The 16,966-nt window shown below is 49.3% G+C and carries 18 protein-coding genes and 1 pseudogene; 12 read left to right on the top strand and 7 right to left on the bottom strand.

What is annotated here, in order from left to right; translation table 11 throughout:
• Window positions 1-122 precede the first annotated feature (122 nt).
• Window positions 123-1,463 carry a YjiH family protein gene (locus C2M17_RS15150; RefSeq protein ID WP_442792508.1) on the top strand — a complete coding sequence of 447 codons (1,341 nt, stop codon included), beginning with the start codon at window positions 123-125 and terminating at the stop codon, window positions 1,461-1,463.
• 28 nt (window positions 1,464-1,491) lie between these two features.
• Here C2M17_RS15150 and C2M17_RS15145 read toward each other — a convergent pair whose 3' ends face one another.
• Window positions 1,492-1,683 carry a DUF2897 family protein gene (locus C2M17_RS15145; protein ID WP_105201550.1) on the bottom strand — a complete coding sequence of 64 codons (192 nt, stop codon included), beginning with the start codon at window positions 1,681-1,683 and terminating at the stop codon, window positions 1,492-1,494.
• A gap of 105 nt (window positions 1,684-1,788) precedes the next feature.
• Here C2M17_RS15145 and C2M17_RS15140 point away from each other — a divergent pair, with 105 nt between their 5' ends.
• Window positions 1,789-3,126: an ankyrin repeat domain-containing protein gene (locus C2M17_RS15140; protein ID WP_105201549.1), complete on the top strand. Its 1,338-nt coding sequence runs from the start codon at window positions 1,789-1,791 to the stop codon at window positions 3,124-3,126.
• A 63-nt stretch (window positions 3,127-3,189) separates the two neighbouring features.
• Here the strand turns inward: C2M17_RS15140 and C2M17_RS15135 are convergent, their stop codons facing one another.
• From C2M17_RS15135 to C2M17_RS15120, 4 genes are all read right to left on the bottom strand, one after another.
• A complete protein-coding gene (locus C2M17_RS15135) occupies window positions 3,190-3,642 on the bottom strand; it encodes a DUF2069 domain-containing protein (RefSeq protein ID WP_105201548.1) in 453 nt (150 codons plus the stop codon).
• Window positions 3,635-4,186 (bottom strand): NAD(P)H:quinone oxidoreductase, encoded by a 552-nt coding sequence (gene wrbA, locus C2M17_RS15130; protein WP_105201547.1) that lies wholly within the window; start codon window positions 4,184-4,186, stop codon window positions 3,635-3,637. Before wrbA ends, C2M17_RS15135 begins: the two co-directional genes overlap by 8 nt.
• Window positions 4,186-4,533: an arsenate reductase (glutaredoxin) gene (arsC, locus tag C2M17_RS15125; RefSeq protein WP_105201546.1), complete on the bottom strand. Its 348-nt coding sequence runs from the start codon at window positions 4,531-4,533 to the stop codon at window positions 4,186-4,188. Before arsC ends, wrbA begins: the two co-directional genes overlap by 1 nt.
• 201 nt (window positions 4,534-4,734) lie before the next feature.
• A complete protein-coding gene (locus C2M17_RS15120) occupies window positions 4,735-6,180 on the bottom strand; it encodes a M48 family metalloprotease (RefSeq protein WP_105201545.1) in 1,446 nt (481 codons plus the stop codon).
• Between the two features lie 622 nt (window positions 6,181-6,802).
• Between C2M17_RS15120 and C2M17_RS15115 the strand changes: the two genes are divergently transcribed.
• The 7 genes from C2M17_RS15115 to C2M17_RS15085 all read left to right on the top strand — a co-directional run bounded on the left by C2M17_RS15115 (window position 6,803) and on the right by C2M17_RS15085 (window position 13,616).
• Window positions 6,803-7,036, top strand: coding sequence for a hypothetical protein (locus C2M17_RS15115; RefSeq protein ID WP_105201544.1), 234 nt, complete (start codon window positions 6,803-6,805; stop codon window positions 7,034-7,036).
• Complete coding sequence (locus C2M17_RS15110; protein WP_105201543.1) at window positions 7,029-8,114, top strand: AI-2E family transporter; 1,086 nt, start codon at window positions 7,029-7,031, stop codon at window positions 8,112-8,114. Before C2M17_RS15115 ends, C2M17_RS15110 begins: the two co-directional genes overlap by 8 nt.
• A gap of 131 nt (window positions 8,115-8,245) precedes the next feature.
• Window positions 8,246-10,489, top strand: coding sequence for an aminotransferase class V-fold PLP-dependent enzyme (locus C2M17_RS15105; protein ID WP_105201542.1), 2,244 nt, complete (start codon window positions 8,246-8,248; stop codon window positions 10,487-10,489).
• 30 nt (window positions 10,490-10,519) lie between these two features.
• Window positions 10,520-11,014, top strand: a complete 495-nt coding sequence (locus C2M17_RS15100; protein ID WP_105201541.1) for a GNAT family N-acetyltransferase — start codon at window positions 10,520-10,522, stop codon at window positions 11,012-11,014.
• 115 nt (window positions 11,015-11,129) lie between these two features.
• Entirely contained in the window at window positions 11,130-12,479 is a 1,350-nt protein-coding gene (locus C2M17_RS15095; RefSeq protein ID WP_105201540.1) for a DNA-3-methyladenine glycosylase 2 family protein, read from the top strand.
• A complete protein-coding gene (locus C2M17_RS15090; protein ID WP_105201539.1) occupies window positions 12,476-12,949 on the top strand; it encodes a methylated-DNA--[protein]-cysteine S-methyltransferase in 474 nt (157 codons plus the stop codon). Before C2M17_RS15095 ends, C2M17_RS15090 begins: the two co-directional genes overlap by 4 nt.
• Before the next feature lie 79 nt (window positions 12,950-13,028).
• A complete protein-coding gene (locus C2M17_RS15085; protein WP_105201538.1) occupies window positions 13,029-13,616 on the top strand; it encodes a thymidine kinase in 588 nt (195 codons plus the stop codon).
• Between the two features lie 3 nt (window positions 13,617-13,619).
• Here C2M17_RS15085 and rlmF read toward each other — a convergent pair whose 3' ends face one another.
• The gene (gene rlmF / locus C2M17_RS15080) at window positions 13,620-14,543 is read right to left on the bottom strand and encodes a 23S rRNA (adenine(1618)-N(6))-methyltransferase RlmF (protein WP_233998012.1); all 924 of its coding nucleotides are present in this window, start codon (window positions 14,541-14,543) and stop codon (window positions 13,620-13,622) included.
• A 249-nt stretch (window positions 14,544-14,792) separates the two neighbouring features.
• Between rlmF and C2M17_RS15075 the strand changes: the two genes are divergently transcribed.
• Entirely contained in the window at window positions 14,793-15,056 is a 264-nt protein-coding gene (locus C2M17_RS15075) for a hypothetical protein (RefSeq protein ID WP_105201536.1), read from the top strand.
• A gap of 189 nt (window positions 15,057-15,245) precedes the next feature.
• Here the strand turns inward: C2M17_RS15075 and C2M17_RS15885 are convergent, their stop codons facing one another.
• A complete protein-coding gene (locus C2M17_RS15885; RefSeq protein ID WP_158684046.1) occupies window positions 15,246-15,599 on the bottom strand; it encodes a hypothetical protein in 354 nt (117 codons plus the stop codon).
• A 188-nt stretch (window positions 15,600-15,787) separates the two neighbouring features.
• On the opposite strand from C2M17_RS15885, the pseudogene C2M17_RS15065 reads away from it, so the two are divergent.
• Window positions 15,788-15,908, top strand: a pseudogene (locus C2M17_RS15065) (transposase); the annotation flags it as partial.
• Window positions 15,909-16,463: 555 nt separating this feature from the next.
• Window positions 16,464-16,934 carry a hypothetical protein gene (locus tag C2M17_RS15060; protein ID WP_105201535.1) on the top strand — a complete coding sequence of 157 codons (471 nt, stop codon included), beginning with the start codon at window positions 16,464-16,466 and terminating at the stop codon, window positions 16,932-16,934.
• The last annotated feature ends 32 nt before the right edge of the window (window positions 16,935-16,966 follow it).

The following is a 16,966-nucleotide window of genomic DNA, read 5'->3' as shown; positions in this document are numbered from 1 at the left end:
CTGTAAAAAAGGAAAGGGGTTGAGTCACCTTTCCTTTTTTATTTGGAGCTAAAAGAGGCAGGGCAGCCCAAAGATAACAAAGAAAATAAGTAACGATTATGACAACAAGCCAGCCACGGTCAATGACCAACACTTTACTGACGTTTTTAATTCCCTCGCTGATCGGCGTCTTTCTCTTTATGGTGCCTATCCCCTGGGATGGTCAGATAAAAATTAGCGTGGCGATTTTGGCGGATATGTTACGTCAAGCCCTAGCGCCCATCGCCAGCACCTTGCTGTTGGTGATTATTTGTATGACCGGCCTGTTATCCTTGTTGATGACCCTGATACAACCGCGCTCCCTGTTTGAAAAGCCCATGATTCGCCATCTCTTCCTGGTAACCCCGACCTGGCTGGTTGTGCGCCTTGTGGGCATGGTGTTTGTGGTTATGACCTATTTCCAGCTTGGCCCCAAGGCTATCTACTCAGACGCTACTGGCGCCTTTGTGTTGACTGAGTTGCTGCCGTTACTGCTTACCGTGTTTATTCTGGCTGGCTTCTTATTGCCACTGCTTTTGAATTTCGGCTTGCTTGAGCTGGTTGGTACCCTGTTTACCAAGATTATGAAACCCTTGTTTGGTGTGCCCGGCCGTAGCGCCGTAAACTGCGCTGCTTCTTGGCTTGGCGATGGCAGTGTCGGTATTTTGATGACCGCCAGACAATATGAAGAAAAGCATTATACGCAAAAAGAAGCGGCCATTATCGGTACCACCTTCTCGGCCGTGTCTATTACTTTCTGTTTTGTGGTTATAGGTCAGGTTCGCCTTGAGCATCTATTTGCGCCCTTCTATTTAACCGTGTGTTTGGCCGGTGTGGTGTGTGCGCTGATTTTGCCGCGTATTCCTCCTCTTAGCCTGAAGAAAAATATTTATGTCGATGGCACCAGCCAATGCGACGACAACGAGGCGGTGCCAGAGAATAAAAGCCTGTGGCGTCAGTCAGTGGATATGGCTCTTGATAAGGCGCGCCATGCCAAAGGAGTCAAAGGCACGGTAGAAGAAGGCCTGCACAATGCACTGGATATGGTGTTTGCTGTATTACCTGTGGTAATGGCCGTGGGTACCTTTGCGCTTATCGTTTCTGAATATACACCGGTATTCCAATGGCTGGGTAAACCCTTTATTCCTTATCTTGAACTTTTGGGTATTCCCGAGGCGGTGAAGGCTTCAGAAACCATAGTGGTGGGTTTTGCCGATATGTTTATCCCGTCGATTTTGGCGGCGTCGAATATCGACAGTGAAGTAACGCGCTTTATTATCGCGGCCATGAGTGTGACCCAGTTGATTTATATGTCGGAAGTGGGCGCGCTCTTGCTGGGCAGTAAGATCCCAGTGAATATTTTTGAACTCTTTGTAATTTTTATTTTGCGTACCCTGATCACCTTGCCAGTGATCACCCTGATGGCAAAATGGCTGGTAGCCTAGGGTTTTCCTAGGCACATACACCAAGGCTTTAGGACTCTTTATCGTCGCTCTTTGAGTCCTGTTGCTTGGCCTTTTCGGCAAGGCTGCGTTTGGCCTTTTCGATAGGGTCCTGATTGAACTTTTTAAGGTCCATTTTCGCAGAATATTTTAACAGTGCGATATTGCTCCAGATCACCGCCAATACCAAGACGATGATCAGGATTACATGCCAGGTTTGCATTGCAGTGTCCGCTATATTAAGTGCAGGGTAAGGGAGTGCCCTTTATAACTGACAACCTAGTTGCGATGCAACATCTAGAACGATTTAGTGGAGTCTTCATAGGCTATGGAAAAGGTACTAATTTGGCCGGAACAATATCCGTTATTACTCAAAGGACTTATTGAGCAAAACGGCGCCTTTATACTCGATGCTTTGGAAGCATGGCCAGCTTGTAGTACAAAAATCGAGGAAGAGGTCAGCACCACCACGCTGCCACCTCTGTATTATCTAATTTGGCTGCAGCCGCGTGACCCTTTTGAAGAGTGCACTTTCCAGCATATCAGCGACGTTGACGAGCAGGCTCTGCGTTATATTCAGGCGGCTAAAGAATATTTCCTGAGCAATGACTACACCGCCGAGCAAATCAGCGAAATGCTGCTTGCACGCCTGGCTCAGTACGCCGATATTAATGCGCAAATTCAGGTTGAATCACCGCTTTCGCTTGCCAAGCTGTTGTTTGAGCAGCGCTATTTTTCTTTGTTGGCGGAGCTGTTGGAGCGCGATGTAAAGCTGAGCAGCGCCGATATCTTGCTGCTTTGGCAGGAAGTGGATTTTCGCCCTAAACTGGAGCCTTATCTGCCGGATTGTGCGGCAGACTTGCCTGATTTACTGGAAGCGGCGAAGACCGAACTTATCCAGGGCCATGACTTTTTCACCCTGTTGCAGTGCCTCTCTAATGAGGAGAATCTGCAACAGCTGTTAGAGCAGGCCTTACTGGCTCATTTACACAGTGAGCATGCCAAACAAAGCCTGGCGATGCGCTTTATTGAACAGGGCGCACGGGGCAGTGAACAAAACGAGCAAGGGCAAACGGCACTTATGTTGGCCGCCGAGAAAGGCTTTGTCAGTGTGATTGAAGCCTTGCTTAACCACGCATCGCTCGATGCCAAGGACCATCAGGGTAACAACGCCTTGCACTATGCGGTTGGCGCCGACAACGGCAATTGTTTAACCGTGCTGCTGCGCGCCGGTGCGAATTTCCATGCTAAAAACAATGCCGGACTGAGCTGCTATCGCTATGCGGTGGAGCAAAACCGTAAGGCCTTAGTGCGTCTTATGGAGCGCGAGTTTGGCATCAAGGAATTATCACCTCAGGGTCAGTATATGCGTATTGCCAAGGTGCATGCCCTGCATGCCTTGGTAATGTTGCTCCTACCGCTGCAACTGTTTTTCTTTTTTGATGACGGTATCGACTATAAAAGCGAGCTGACCATGGTCTTTACCATGCTCTCCGTGGTGGCGATATTCTTTGCTATTAGCCTAAAGCGCTGCGCCTTGTATCCGCAGTTGCGTCATCCATTTGGGCTTGGCTTATTAAGGGTGGGCTCTGTGCTGTCCTTGTTGGCGCAATTGGCATTGCTGAGCGTGGTAGGGCTGGCATTCTTAAGTCAGCTGGGTGGCTAAGCTCTGATTGGCTAAATCATAATTCCAAACTAAAAACGCCGAGCGAGTAGCCCGGCGTTTTTGTTATTGCTTATCCTGATTCTGGCGGTGATATTCCTGCGCCGCCTTTTCATTGGCTAAATCGTCTTTTAATTTACCCACTTTTAAGCCTAACTCCTGACCGCGATAACGGGCATAGTAGGTGCAGCCGATAAACATACAGCTGGAAAAGACCAGCTCCAGTATCACCCAAAGGCGCTCGTCCGGGCTGACCCACAGCAGGGTAAAGCCATGAATAAAGTAGATCATGACGATAAAGTTGGCCCAGGCATAGGTATAGGGCTTGTCCTGAATAATGCCTTTAAGGGGCAAGAGCAGGGGCACTATATACAGGCCAAAGGTAAAGGCGAAGCTGTAATCGCTGCGCGGCGAAAAGACAAACAGCCACAGGGGCATTAACAGCAACAGGCCGATATAACCGACCAGCGCCAGGCGCTGATAACGTTGAGTCAGCGGCTTTTTGGCGATATTAGTCATTGAGTTTTCTCGCTAAATTAGCCAAACGCCGACCAAGGGCTTGGCAAATCTGTTTTTCATCATTGCTGAGCTGGGAATTATTATCCAGACCAGAAACATGGCTGGCACCATAAGGGGCACCGCCTGTGGTAGTGGCATTGAGAGCAGGCACGTCATAGGGTACACCCACCAACAGCATGCCGTGATGCAATAAGGGGATGCTTAGGTGCAACAAGGTGGTCTCATTACCGCCGTGCATACTGCTTGACGAGGTAAAGACGCAAGCGGGCTTGTCGATCAACTGACCCTTAAGCCAGATATCGCTGCTTTGCTCCCAAAACGATTTAGCCTGGGATGCCATCATGCCAAAGCGGGTCGGCGTGCCAAAGGCCAGGGCGGCGCAGTCGATAAGCTCCTGCTTATTCACCTGAGGGTGAGCGCCATCGTCACAGATACAACGTAACCAGACATCGCAGCCTTGTGCTTCTATGCTGTCGGCGATTTCTTCCGCCAGCGCCTGCACACTGCCACTACGAGAGTGGTAAAGCACCAAAATCGGTGCCATTAAATGATCTCCAGGGCATTTTCAGGCGGTCGGCCAAGTACTGCTTTGTCACCGTTTACTACGATAGGTCGCTCGATCAGCTTAGGATGGGCGTGCATGGCATTAAGCAATGCCTGCTCGTCCTGCTCGTTTTGTAATTCCAGCTCTTTGTACAGGTCTTCTTTGGTACGCATTAGTTCGCGCGCCGAGCCAAAACCCAGCTTGGCAACTAGCTCGCTTAAAGTTGCAACGCTTGGCGTTTCTTCCAGGTATTTAACGATAGTGACCGGCGTGCCTTGCTCTTCAATTAAAGCCAGGGTTTGGCGCGACTTTGAACAGCGCGGATTATGATAAATAACGACAGACATAATAATTCCTTAAATACAGATAATGGCGATAGTGTAAAAGATACTGGCCGTTAAGGGTAGGGGCGCGCCACCTGAGGGGTGTTTTTTATACCAATTCTGTCAAGTATGTGGGCATGATATTTAGCTTCACTAGAATGACTAGCTATTTAAGAGAAGTGGTATTAGCCAACCTAGCAGAATTTCCAGGTTGGCTGGGTGTACTTATAGCCTTGAAAGCTCTTTTTGCATGGCCCGGTATTGGCTAAGCAGGGCTTTTAAGCGTTTTTGCTTAAGGGCCTCGTTTGGCTCGATATGGTTAAGCGCTTTTTGCACCTCGTCGGCGGCCTTCATATAGGCACCATATTGGGCCAGTAAGTCGGCATTGGCTTCATGGTAGGCGGCTCTGTTTTCCTGATGTTTGTAGGTGTCGGTCAGCAATTGCTTGGCAAGGATATGCTCGGGTTTTTCCAGGGCAAAGCTGCGTAGCAGGTCTTCGGCCAGCTCGTACTGTTTAGCCTCAATGGCGGCGTGGGCGTAGTTCAGGGTGATCACCTGGTTATTCGGGCGTAGTTGATGGAAAGGGCGAAGATGCTCTACGGCCTTTTCCGGCTCGCCTTTACCCACATAGTAATCGGTCAGTGAGTCTAGATAGAAAAGGTTGTCCGGGGCTTTTTGCAGGAGTGCATCAAGCAAAGATTTTGCTTCAGCGAATTTCTTTTGGTCGATCAGGGTTAAGGCTAAACCATAACGTAACGCCGAGGTATCACCAAAACTGTGCTCTTTGAGCAGCTTGCGAAACTGGGCTTCGGCATTTTCACTGTCGCCATTAAAGCGGGCAATGACCCGGCTTTTGGCAAGGTGAAATAGCAGGTTATCTGCATAGGGTCTGTCTTGATATTGCTGTGCCCGCAGACGCACGTCACTCACCCGGCTTTGCGGCAGTGGGTGGGTCAGCAAGAAGATAGGCGGTTTTTGCTTATAGCGAATTTGTGCCGATAATTTGGTTAAAAACTCTCCCGAGGCCTTAGGGTCAAAACCGGCTTCGTACAAGGTCCGCATACCTATGCGGTCCGCCTCTTGCTCGGCGCCGCGGCTATGGGTGAGCTGACTTAGCGCACTTTGCGTTTGCGTGCCTGTAATAATGGCCAGACCGGCATCGGGAGAGACCATGGTTGCCAACACACCAGCGATAAGGCCGGCTATGGTCAGGCCTGAGTTGTCCTGCTGTTGTTGCAGTCGGCGCGCCAGGTGGCGCTGAGTCACGTGGGCGATTTCGTGTCCTAGTACAGAGGCTAGCTGACTTTCGTTATCGGCCTGAGCGATAAGCCCGGTATGTACGCCAACATGGCCGCCATAGAAGGCGAATGCATTGATTTCCTTGTTATTGATCCAGAAGAAAGAAAAAGGAAAGCGGATATCGTCGGCGTGGGAGACCAGCTGGTTGCCCAAGCCGCGCAGGTATTCATCAAGCACGGGATCGTTGATCACCGGCGAGCTGCCACGAATTTGCATCATCATTACATCGCCTATGATGCGTTCCTTTTCTATCGGCATAGCCTGTAATGCAGAGGTGCCTAAGTCGGGCAGCTCAAAAGAGTTTTGCGCGCGGGCCCCGGTCACACTGGTAGCCAATACCAAAGCGCATAACAGCAGACGTCTAAATAACATATTATTCCTTGCGGTCTTTGTCTTTATTTTACAACAGGCGTTTAATACCCATTTAAATAGCTAGGATCTGTTTATCTTTGCGGTTAAATACATCCATGAAGCTTGGTTACATCGCACATCTATGCGCTCACCTCGCTAAGCTGCGAAGCATTGCTTCGGCCTTGCTCGCCTATGTAGAATAACTACATAAGAAAAGTTCCGCCTTGTTTTCACATCATTTATCCAGTGCTATATCTGATCACATACTTAACAGAATTGGTATAAGCAATCTGAAGCTTATAAGTGGCGTATAATTAATTGGTCTAGCCATTGTTGTTTAGTGCTTCAGACCCTGCGCATGCGACGAACGTTCACTTTCAAGGGCAATAAAGTCCCGCTAGTATGCACTTTCCTAAGTACATAGAAGATGAATGAGCCACGCCTATTCGCCTTTGTGTATTTGACCATACTAATCTTAGGATAAACGAATGTGGCGATGCTTTTAAGTGTTTTTACGGTATTATGCCTTACGCGCCAAGGCCCTAGCTAAGGCTTGCACATAAGCAAACGTCTTATACAAGGCCCGCTAGATGCAAAGAATATTTAAAAAGTATGTGGTTTAATGGGATTACCGCCAGAAGCTATGAAAAATTCGGATCTACGCTGTTATCACTGTCCTGAGCTGTTTGTTCGTTTTAAACTGGCGTTAATGGCGGCGCAGGCCGAGCAGCAGGATATCGCCTTTATGCTTAAGGGTGACGATCTACAAGGTATCAGTGATATTAAGCGTTATTTAACCAAACAAAAGCTAGCATTCACTGTCACATCAACGGCAGAACAATTAATAATAACCGTGGAGAGAGAAACTCGTGTTTGAATTTGTGCGCTCGTGGTACCAAAGAAAATTTTCCGATCCTCACTCGGTGACCCTGCTTTTACTCTTGCTCTGCACTTTTGCCGTGCTCTATTTCTTCGGCGCGCTATTAATGCCTGTGCTGGTCGCCGTGGTGATCGCCTATTTATTGGATTGGCCCGTGGTGCGCTTGCAGCGCTTAGGTCTGTCGCGGACTTTGGCCACCATACTTGTGGTCAGCTTATTCTGCTCCTTGGTGATAGGCACCTTGTTCGGTTTTGGCCCAATTTTGTGGCAACAAACCAGTAATTTACTGCAAGAAGCGCCCACCATGTTGGAGCAGGGAAAACATTATCTTATGCATTTACCTGTCGACTATCCTACCTTGATCACCCCGGAGCAGGTGCGCACTCTGGTTGCCAGCGTCGAAAGCAAGGCGGTGGAATTCGGTCAGGTCTTGGTATCTGTGTCTCTTACCTCCCTTAAAGATGTGGTGGCCTGGTTGATTTATCTGGTGTTGGTGCCGCTGTTGGTGTTCTTTATGCTCAAAGATAAAACCCAGCTGCTGCACAGTGTCAGTGCCTTGTTACCGGCGCAGCGCCGTTTGATCCAGCAGGTGTGGCTGGAAATGAATCAGCAGATCATGAACTATATTCGTGGCAAGGTGTTTGAAATCCTGATCGTCGGCGGTGTTTCCTTTGTGGTCTTTACCATATTTGATTTACGTTATGCCGCCTTATTAGGGGTGTTGGTTGGACTGTCCGTGTTGATCCCTTTTATCGGCGCTGCCCTGGTGACTATACCCGTTGCCGCCGTGGCTTTGTTCCAGTTCGGTGTCAGCAGTGAGTTTTGGTCTGTGCTAGTAGCCTACGGCATTATTCAGGCGCTCGACGGTAACGTCTTGGTGCCGCTGCTGTTTTCTGAAGCGGTGGATTTAAATCCGGTGTTTATCATTATGGCGGTGCTGTTCTTTGGTGGCTTATGGGGCTTTTGGGGCGTATTCTTTGCTATACCCTTGGCTTCTTTAGTGCGTGCCTTGGCGAATGCCTGGTCATCGACCTTGGAAGACGCCAACGCCAGTGCCAAACAGGCCCAGGAGTAGTGCCCACTTTATTCGGCTGGTTAGATGAAAAGCTGATAAAAGTTAGCGCCATGCAAACAAATTGGTATTAATAGCGCTGGGGCACTTGTGTACAATGGTTATAACTTATAGCTAATTGGAATATGGTGCCCATGACCCAGCGTTTTTTCACCCAGACTAGCCAAGATCTCGTTTATCTCGATGCCAATGCGACCACTCCTGTGTTGCCGCGCATTGCCGATGTTGTCTCTCACACCATGCAGGTGTGTTTTGGTAATCCGTCTAGTTCGCATATCACCGGGGTACAGGCCAAGTATCTGTTGGAACAAACGCGTGCCAAGGCGCGTCAGGTTATAGGCGCCGAGCAGGGCGACATTCTCTTTACCTCGGGCGCCACCGAAGGTATCCAAACCGCCGTAGTTTCTACACTTTTAGCCAATCGACATAAGGCCACCGAGCACAGCGTATTGCTCTACGGTGCCACCGAGCACAAGGCGGTGCCTAACACTCTTAAACACTGGAACCAGGTGCTGGGCTTGGGGGCCAAGGTAATGGCCATTCCTGTGGATGAAGCGGGCTTGCTGGACTTGGACTTTATCGCCCAACATGTGGGTAAGGCGCTGATGATCTGCACCATGGCGGTGAATAATGAAACCGGCGTGTACCAGGATTTAGCCAAGTTGGAGCAGGTGATCCGCGCTAATAACGACCATGTTAGCTGGATGGTGGACTGTGTGCAGGCTTTGGGTAAGCAAGACCTAGCGCTCAGCGATACCAGCATAGACTATGCACCTTTCTCTGGTCACAAGCTCTACGCCCCTAAGGGCATAGGCTTCTTATATATTCGTGAAAATAGTCCATACACTCCTTTTATCGCCGGTGGCGGTCAGGAAAGTGGCATGCGCTCGGGTACGGAAAACCTGCCCGGTATTGCCGGCCTGTATGAGCTGTTCGATATGTTGCTCGATAAATCACAAGACGTATTCAAGCCGGTTGCGACTTTGCACTTGTACCGCCAGCAATTGATCCATGCTCTGGAGCAAACTTTTGGTGATATCAGCTTTAATGCTCCCCTTGAAGGCACAGTGCCGACAACTTTGAACTTCTGCGTAAACAGCCTGACCTCAAAAGAAGTCATGGACCTGTTTGATGCTGCCGGTATTCGTGTCAGCGGTGGCTCTGCCTGTAGCTCGGGTGCCTCGCGCAGCTTTGTTTTAGATGCCATGGGGGCCAATGACTGGCAAAGTGAAAATGCCATTCGTATGTCTTTTGGCCCGGCCGCCACAGAGCAGGAAATTGCCCTGGCGTGTGAACGCATTTGCGCCTTGAAACCCGTGTTGGCGAATAACTGTTTAATCGTCTCAGATGCCACTCAGCCCGAGCATGAAGTATGTGCCCTGGGCCTTACTCAGCTGCGCCACCAAGGCAGTTGTTGTTGGTTGTATGTGGGCATTAATAACGAGGCCGTGATCATCGACCCGGTTGTCGAGCTGGTACCGCGTATCGCCCGCCTGGTTACTCAGCAGCAGCTGCATGTAAAAGCCGTACTGGAAACCCATAAACATCAGGATAAAGACTCGGCGCGCACTCTGTTGTCAGAGCGTCTTGGTCTGGCGCCGGTGCAAGATCCCCTGGGCTGGCCCGAAGGCGACGCCATCAGCCTTGGCGAGCAGCGCCTGACTCGTGTGTCTACTCCTGGCCACAGCGCCGACAGTCACAGCTATTTGCTCTATCAAGGAGATAAGGTTACTGCCTGCTTCTGCGGCGACCTCTATATTTTTAGCGGCTTGGGCAGCACTCAATTTGCCGATGCCGACACAGAACAAATGCTGGACTCTATCCACACCCTGGCGACTAAGTTGGCTGCGGATACCGTGCTGTGTCCGGCTCATGACTACGAGCAGTGTTTTGCCTTGAGTTGGCAGGCGCAGGTTCAGGCCACGCCTTTGTTACAACAGGTCTTGCAAGAGCAGATAAACAAGGCGCAATTCGCCGAGCAAAAATGCGCTTTGGATCAGGAGTTGAGCACAGAAAGCGGTGCCCTTTGTGGTTTTAGCCATCAGCCTAAGCATGCCAACGCCCAGCAACTGAGCAGTGCCGAAGTACAGCAGATGCTTGCCAGTGAGGAGTTTGAAACCGTGCTTTGGGATGTTCGCGAACCTTATGAGCATGGTGCCAAAGACATACGCTCGCTATTTAGTGTGCATGACGATCAACTGCTCAATGTGCCGCTAAGTCGCATGGCCAATGCCTTATTTGCCCAGCAGTTGAAGCCGGATACGCGTTATATCCTGGTCTGTCGTACTGGTAACCGCTCGGGGCAGGCGATCAAGAACTTGCAGTCTTTGGGCTATCATCAGGTCTACAACTTGCAAGGTGGCTTAGCATTAGTATGATGGTGGTTTAGTTTGTAAACAGGAACCACCATGAGCCAGGTATATATTCGCGATGCGGTGATCAATGATGTGCCTTTGATCTATCAGTTTATTAAGGCATTGGCGGTGTACGAGCGAGAGCCCGACGCCGTTGCCGCCACCGAGCTAGATATAGAGCGCACCTTGTTTGACGAGGGGGCGACCGCGCACAGCGTTATCTGCTTTGAAAGCGATGCCCCCGACGCCGAAGCCATAGGCTTTGCGGTGTATTTTTATAATTATTCAACCTGGCTTGGCCGCAATGGCTTGTATCTTGAGGACTTGTTTGTCAGCGAAGACAAACGTGGCCGCGGTGCCGGCAAGGCACTGATGAAGTACCTGGCGCAGCGTGCCATCAGCAAAAATTGTGGTCGCTTTGAGTGGGTGGTATTGGACTGGAATCAGCCGGCCATCGATTTCTATCACAGCATAGGTGCCGAGGCGCAAGCGCAGTGGCAAATCTACCGGCTTAGCGGCGACAAGCTGCTGCAATTTGCTGAGCAATAACCCTTCTAATTGCGAGCGCGGCACGCATTTTTACCATTGAGTGCAAAATCCGGCTAGTGCCGCACCGCCAATGGGGTAAGCTAAGCATATAAATCACCCTTACTGGAACCTTGTTATGTTCACCGCCGATGTCTGCCAAAAAGCCCGCTTAAGCCGTGATAAGCGCTTTGACGGCTTGTTTTATGTGGCGGTGCGCAGCACGGGTATTTATTGTCGGCCTATCTGTCCGGCGCCAGCCGCCAAAGAGCAGAATGTCGAGTATTTTGAGCATGCGCATTTAGCGGCGCAGGCGGGATTTCGCCCTTGTTTACGGTGCCGCCCCGATGCCAGCCCGGGCAGCTATCCCTGGCTGGGGGCGCAAACCACTGCGCTCAGGGCAAAACGCTTAATCGATCAGGGTCATTGGTCAAATGGCGGAGCCGAGGCACTGAGTGCTCGCCTTGGCGTGTCATCCAGCTACCTAAATCAATTGTTCAAAAAGCATTATGGCATCGCTCCGGGGCAATATGCGCTGTTTAGCCAATGTCAGTTTGCTAAACAGCTGTTGCAGCAAACCCAGTTGCCGATCACTGAGATTGCATTTGCCGCCGGCTTTAATAGCGTGCGCCGTTTTAACGATGCCTTTAAGAAGCTGATGCAGCTGACGCCGAGTGCCATTCGCACCAAGGCACAATTCGATGCTGGCTCTATCAGCCTGTTTCTAAGTTTTCGCCCCCCTTATGACTGGCAGGCCATGCAGGCGTTTTTTAATAAACGGCTAGTCGCGCCTATGGAATGGATAACTGCCGAAAGTTATGGCCGCGCTTTCACCTATCAGGGCGCAAAGGGCGAATTTACCGCTCATTATCAGGACAAGAAGCAGGGCTTTAGGGTCGAGATCAGCCTGGATAACTGGCACTGCCTGCAAGGAGTAGTGGCTAATATTCGCAGAGTGCTGGACCTGGATGCCGATACTCAGGTGATCAATGGCCAGCTGCAAAGCGCGGTGGGTGAGCAGTTCGCACTGACTCCAGGGCTGCGCCTGCCGGGTATGTGGGATCCTTTTGAGGCCGGTATTCGTGCTGTGCTGGGGCAACAAGTGAGCGTTGGCGCGGCGCGCACGCTTACCACTACTTTAGTGAAGGAGCTGGGCGAGCAGGGGCGTTATTTTCCCACCGCCAAGCAAATGGCGGCAAGCGAGTTGGCCTTCTTTAAGATGCCGGAGCGGCGTAGAGAAGCGTTGCGTGATTTAAGCGCCTATGTAGCCGAGCATGGCAGTGCCGATTTGGATGCCTGGTTGGCTATTAAGGGCATAGGCCCCTGGACGGTCAATTACGCTAAAATGCGCGGCAGCAGCGACCCGGATATTTATCTCGGCGGCGACTTGGGTGTACAAAAAGCGCTGGCCGGGTTCAGCGGCATTGATATTAAGCGCGCCGCACCGTTTCGCTCATACCTGACTTTTCAACTATGGCAACAATTATGACCTTATATCAAGAATGTATCGACACGCCCCTGGGCGAGCTGGTGATCCAAGCCAGTGACACAGGCCTGTGTTATGTGGGTTTTGACCTTGAACGCAAGGTAGATGCGGCTGCAAGTGCCAATGCCATCACGGCGCAGGCAAAAAGCCAGTTAGCAGAATATTTCCAGGGAGTTCGCTCCCAGTTTGATCTCCCCCTGGATACCAAGGGTACCGAGTTTCAGCGCAAGATCTGGCAAGCCTTAGGCAGCATAACCTATGGTGAAACCGGCAGTTATAGTGATATTGCCCGTTTGGTGGATAATCCCAAGGCGGTGCGCGCCGTGGGTGCGGCCAATGGTCGTAACCCCATCAGCATTATTGTGCCTTGTCACCGGGTGATAGGGGCTAACGGTACTTTGACCGGCTATGCTGGTGGGCTGGAACGCAAGCGCTGGCTACTGGCCTTCGAGCAAGGCCACATTAGCAAGTAATGGCCTGGGATGAGTTTGCCTTGGCCTTGATAGGGGCCTTAGTGTAAGCTTGGCGCGCGAAGTTTTTAGAAGAATTACCATGGCTCAACTGTATTTTTACTATTCGGCAATGAATGCCGGCAAGTCCACCACCTTATTACAATCGGCATTTAACTACCGCGAGCGCGGCATGCGTCCCATGATCATGACCGCGGCCATCGATGACCGTGCCGGGGTTGGCAAGGTGGCCTCGCGCATCGGTTTGCAGGCCGATGCCTTTGTCTTTGATGGCAACAGCAATGTGTATGATCTAATTGCCTCGCAACACCAGGAAGAGGCCCTGCATTGTGTGCTGGTGGATGAGAGCCAGTTTTTGTCCAAGGCGCAGGTATGGCAACTGACCGAGGTGGTCGATCAGCTTAATATTCCCGTCTTGTGTTATGGTTTGCGCAGTGACTTTTTAGGCGAGTTGTTTGTCGGCTCTCAGTATTTACTGGCTTGGGCCGATAAGCTGGTGGAGCTAAAAACCGTGTGCCACTGTGGTCGTAAGGCCAATCATGTGTTGCGTTATGATCACCATGGCGATGTGGTCGCCAGCGGCGATCAGGTACAGATAGGCGGTAATGAGCGCTATGTGTCCGTGTGCCGTAAACACTATAAAGAAGCGCTCAACCAAGATGAAGCCTAAGGCTTAGCCTAATAGCCGAGCCAGTTGCGCTCGGCGCTCGTCAGCCTCCATAAAGGTCCAGGCAATAAAGCGGCTGCTTTTTTGCCCTTGTGCCATGGCCACCACTTCAATTTGCACGGCACCCAGTTTGCGTAAGGTGCTCTTCAATGGGCGCTCATTTTCCTTTTTCGATACCAGGCTGGTAAACCAGATCACCTGCTCGGCAAAGTGTTGGCTCTCCAACGCCATATTACGCACAAAGGCCAGCTCACCACCTTGGCACCAAAGCTCATTGGCGCGGCCACCAAAGTTCAGGGTATTACTCTGTTGTCCCTTTAAATTTCGCCATTTACGCTGGGAACCGGCCTGGGCACTTTGTTCACTGTCATGAAATGGCGGGTTGCACAGGGTTGCCACTATTGTGTCTTGCGCCTTGATAATGTCGGCGAAATACTGAGTCGGCTGCTTTTGCTGCACCACCTTGATTGGCAACGCATTTAACTGTGCCAGCTGTTTTGCTAACTTAACCGAATGCACATCTATATCACTCGCTAAAAACTGCCAATTAAACAGCTTGTTACCTAGGATGGGGTAGATAAGCGAGGCACCTGTGCCGACATCCATCACCCGCACCTTAGGCTGTTTTAGGCTGTGCTCAGTATCCTGGCTTATCAAATCATAAAGATGGTGCAAGTAGTCGGCGCGCCCGGGCACAGGGGGGCATAAAAAACCCTCGGGCAAATCCCAAATGGCCACATCGTAGTGATGTTTCAGCAAGGCCTGATTGAGCGTTTTCAATGCCTTGGCATCGCTAAAGTCGATACTGGCTTGCCCGTCGGGGCGCTTAATCACATAGGCTTGTAGGCTCGGTAAGCTGCTGCACAGGGCGTCGAAGTCATAGCCGTTTCGATGGTGGTTTTGTGGATGCAAGGGCGGGATCTCTATCACGTGAATATGGGCATAGTATAAGGGATCGGCCGGCTGGAATGTAGCGCCGAGTTAAGACCTAAGCCGGCCAAGCCATTTGGGCCGCGTGCAGACCTTATTTACAGCTTAGAAAATAAGTGTAAATATGTGGGTTATTAAGTAGTTAACCTGCCATTGTGGGGGCGGGTAAATATTCTTAAGTTGCATAAAGCATTAAGCCAACAAGCTAAATGCTTGCAGCCATTAACAATACCAGTATTAGGGAAAATTATGACTGATAATAGGGAAGCACAACGCAGTGAAATCAATAAAAAAATGCTTCAGGCACAGCTAATCGGCGCGCCGGGCTCGATTTTATTTGGTTTAGGTTTGTATGGCGTCTTCGCCGTCAATGGCGATGCATTTATCTCGTTTCTAAATGAAATTGAAAACAGCTATGCCCTAATAGGCGTAGGTGGTGCGATTATGGCCTGGCAGTTTATCACCGTGATCAGGCTGACGCTAAAGCGCGCAAAACTCGGTCTACAGGATTGATTTAACAGATTTAGGTGATTATGGCTGCTTGTTTTTAGGGCCATAATGCCGAGAGTCTAGCTTTATACTAAGAGCTTAACTCTGGGATGAAGCTAGCCTTCAGTACCGTGTGCAATACTGAAGGCTAAAAGGGAGATTAGTTACACTCGCCTTTGCGACGTTCGTCTCGTCGCACTATTTAAGTCTTTCTTAGTTGTTCTCTTTAGCCTTTTCTTTGGCTTTCTTTTCCTTGGCTTTCATTTTTTCTTTCGCATCTTTTTTGTGCTCGTGGGCTTTGCCCTCGGCCGCTTCGTGCTTTTCTTCAGCTACTTCTTTTTTAGCTTCAACGATTTCTTTTTTGGCTTCGGCTTTTTCTTTGGCCATTTCACGCTTCTCTTGGGCGTGCTCTTGAGCATTTAGGTGCTTAAGTTCAGCGTGCTCATTCATTTCTTTAACTTGTGCTTTTTGCTCTTTTACTTCTTTTTCTTGAGCACTGGCTTCAACGCTTACACCTAGAGAAACAGCTAGCATTAAAGCAACACTTAGTGGACGTAATGAGTTCATAATTTTTACTCTTGAGTTGTTAATTTCCTGTAAAGGCTATCACACTAGCCTAAACTGAAACTGAACAAGAAATTCGGATATATTTTAACAGCTTGTTGCCGATTATTATCACTGGTACGATGAGATGAAGTAACTCAACATTAGCAAGACACCCACCTTAAAGAGTGGGTGTCTTGGTTATTCTTAAGGAGCATAAGCAGAAAGTTATGCAATTAAGTCGAGAAGAGTTTATTCGGCGGTATTTATTACATGTTCTGCCAAAAGGCTTTATGCGAATAAGGTACTACGGTTTTTTAGCCAACGCGAGCTACAAACGAGCGCAGCACATAGTACGGTCAATCACGCCAGAAGCGCAGCGACCAGCCAATATTGAGATTCAACCACCTGCTTTACCGAGTTGGACTTGTAAAGTATGCGGGCATGGTCAACTGAGGTTAAAATCAACATTGGCAAGACACCCATCTTAAAACCATTAGCAGGACACCCACCTTAAAAGCATTAGCAGGACACCCACCTTAAAAGCATTAGCAAGACACCCATCTTAAAAGCATTAGCAAGACACCCATCTTAAAAAAACCATTAGCAAGACACCCACCTTAAAGGTTGTTTTAGAGTGGGTGTCTTGGTTATTTTGAGCTGATGGGTTTATGTTAAGAGTAGTGTTTTTATTTGTATCATTTGTGTTGGTGACGGCATGCTCAAACTAGCCGCCCATCAAGCACTGTGACGGTATGAGCTTTGTTCCTCTGCGACACCAAAACATAAATACGAATCACCTATTATCGAATAAAACAAATTTACATGACATCACCTGTCACCCCCTTTGTTTAAAGTGATTAGCAAGTTAACAAAAGAAGTGACGTTATGTCTCAAATCACAGTTACAAATCAAGAAGAATTCAAACAAGCGCTTAAAGATCATGCATTTGCTACTATAATTTTAGATGGTGACGAGTTTAAGATCCCTAAGAAAGCACTTTTGGCTGGTTTCAAATTTATTGGAAAATCAAAATCAACAACGCTTTATCTTCGGGGTGAGTTGGAATATTCATTCTCGAAAAGTCATTCCGACTTGGATGATAGTCAATATGTAAATCAGTTCAGACCTTTTGGTGCAATCGAGTCAGTTCATAACTTAATGATAAGTTGTAAACAGCCTTTACAGCTGACTTTTCAAGACCGTGATGAACTTAACAATTGGGAGAACGTGAAATTTGATAATAGTCAAATCGATATCGTCTTTATTGATGAAACTATGGATGACTTATTAAGTCAAAATTCGGATACATCCCCCGCTGAACGTTTTGTAAACAAGTTTTTAAGCGAATTGATGTAACTCAACGAGCGGGCTGGATTTAATGCAATTTT

The sequence above is a fragment of the Pseudoalteromonas sp. T1lg10 genome (assembly GCF_002964545.1).
GTDB lineage: Bacteria > Pseudomonadota > Gammaproteobacteria > Enterobacterales > Alteromonadaceae > Pseudoalteromonas.
Note: the sequence above shows the minus strand (reverse complement) of the source record. Positions and strands in the feature narration are given on the sequence as shown.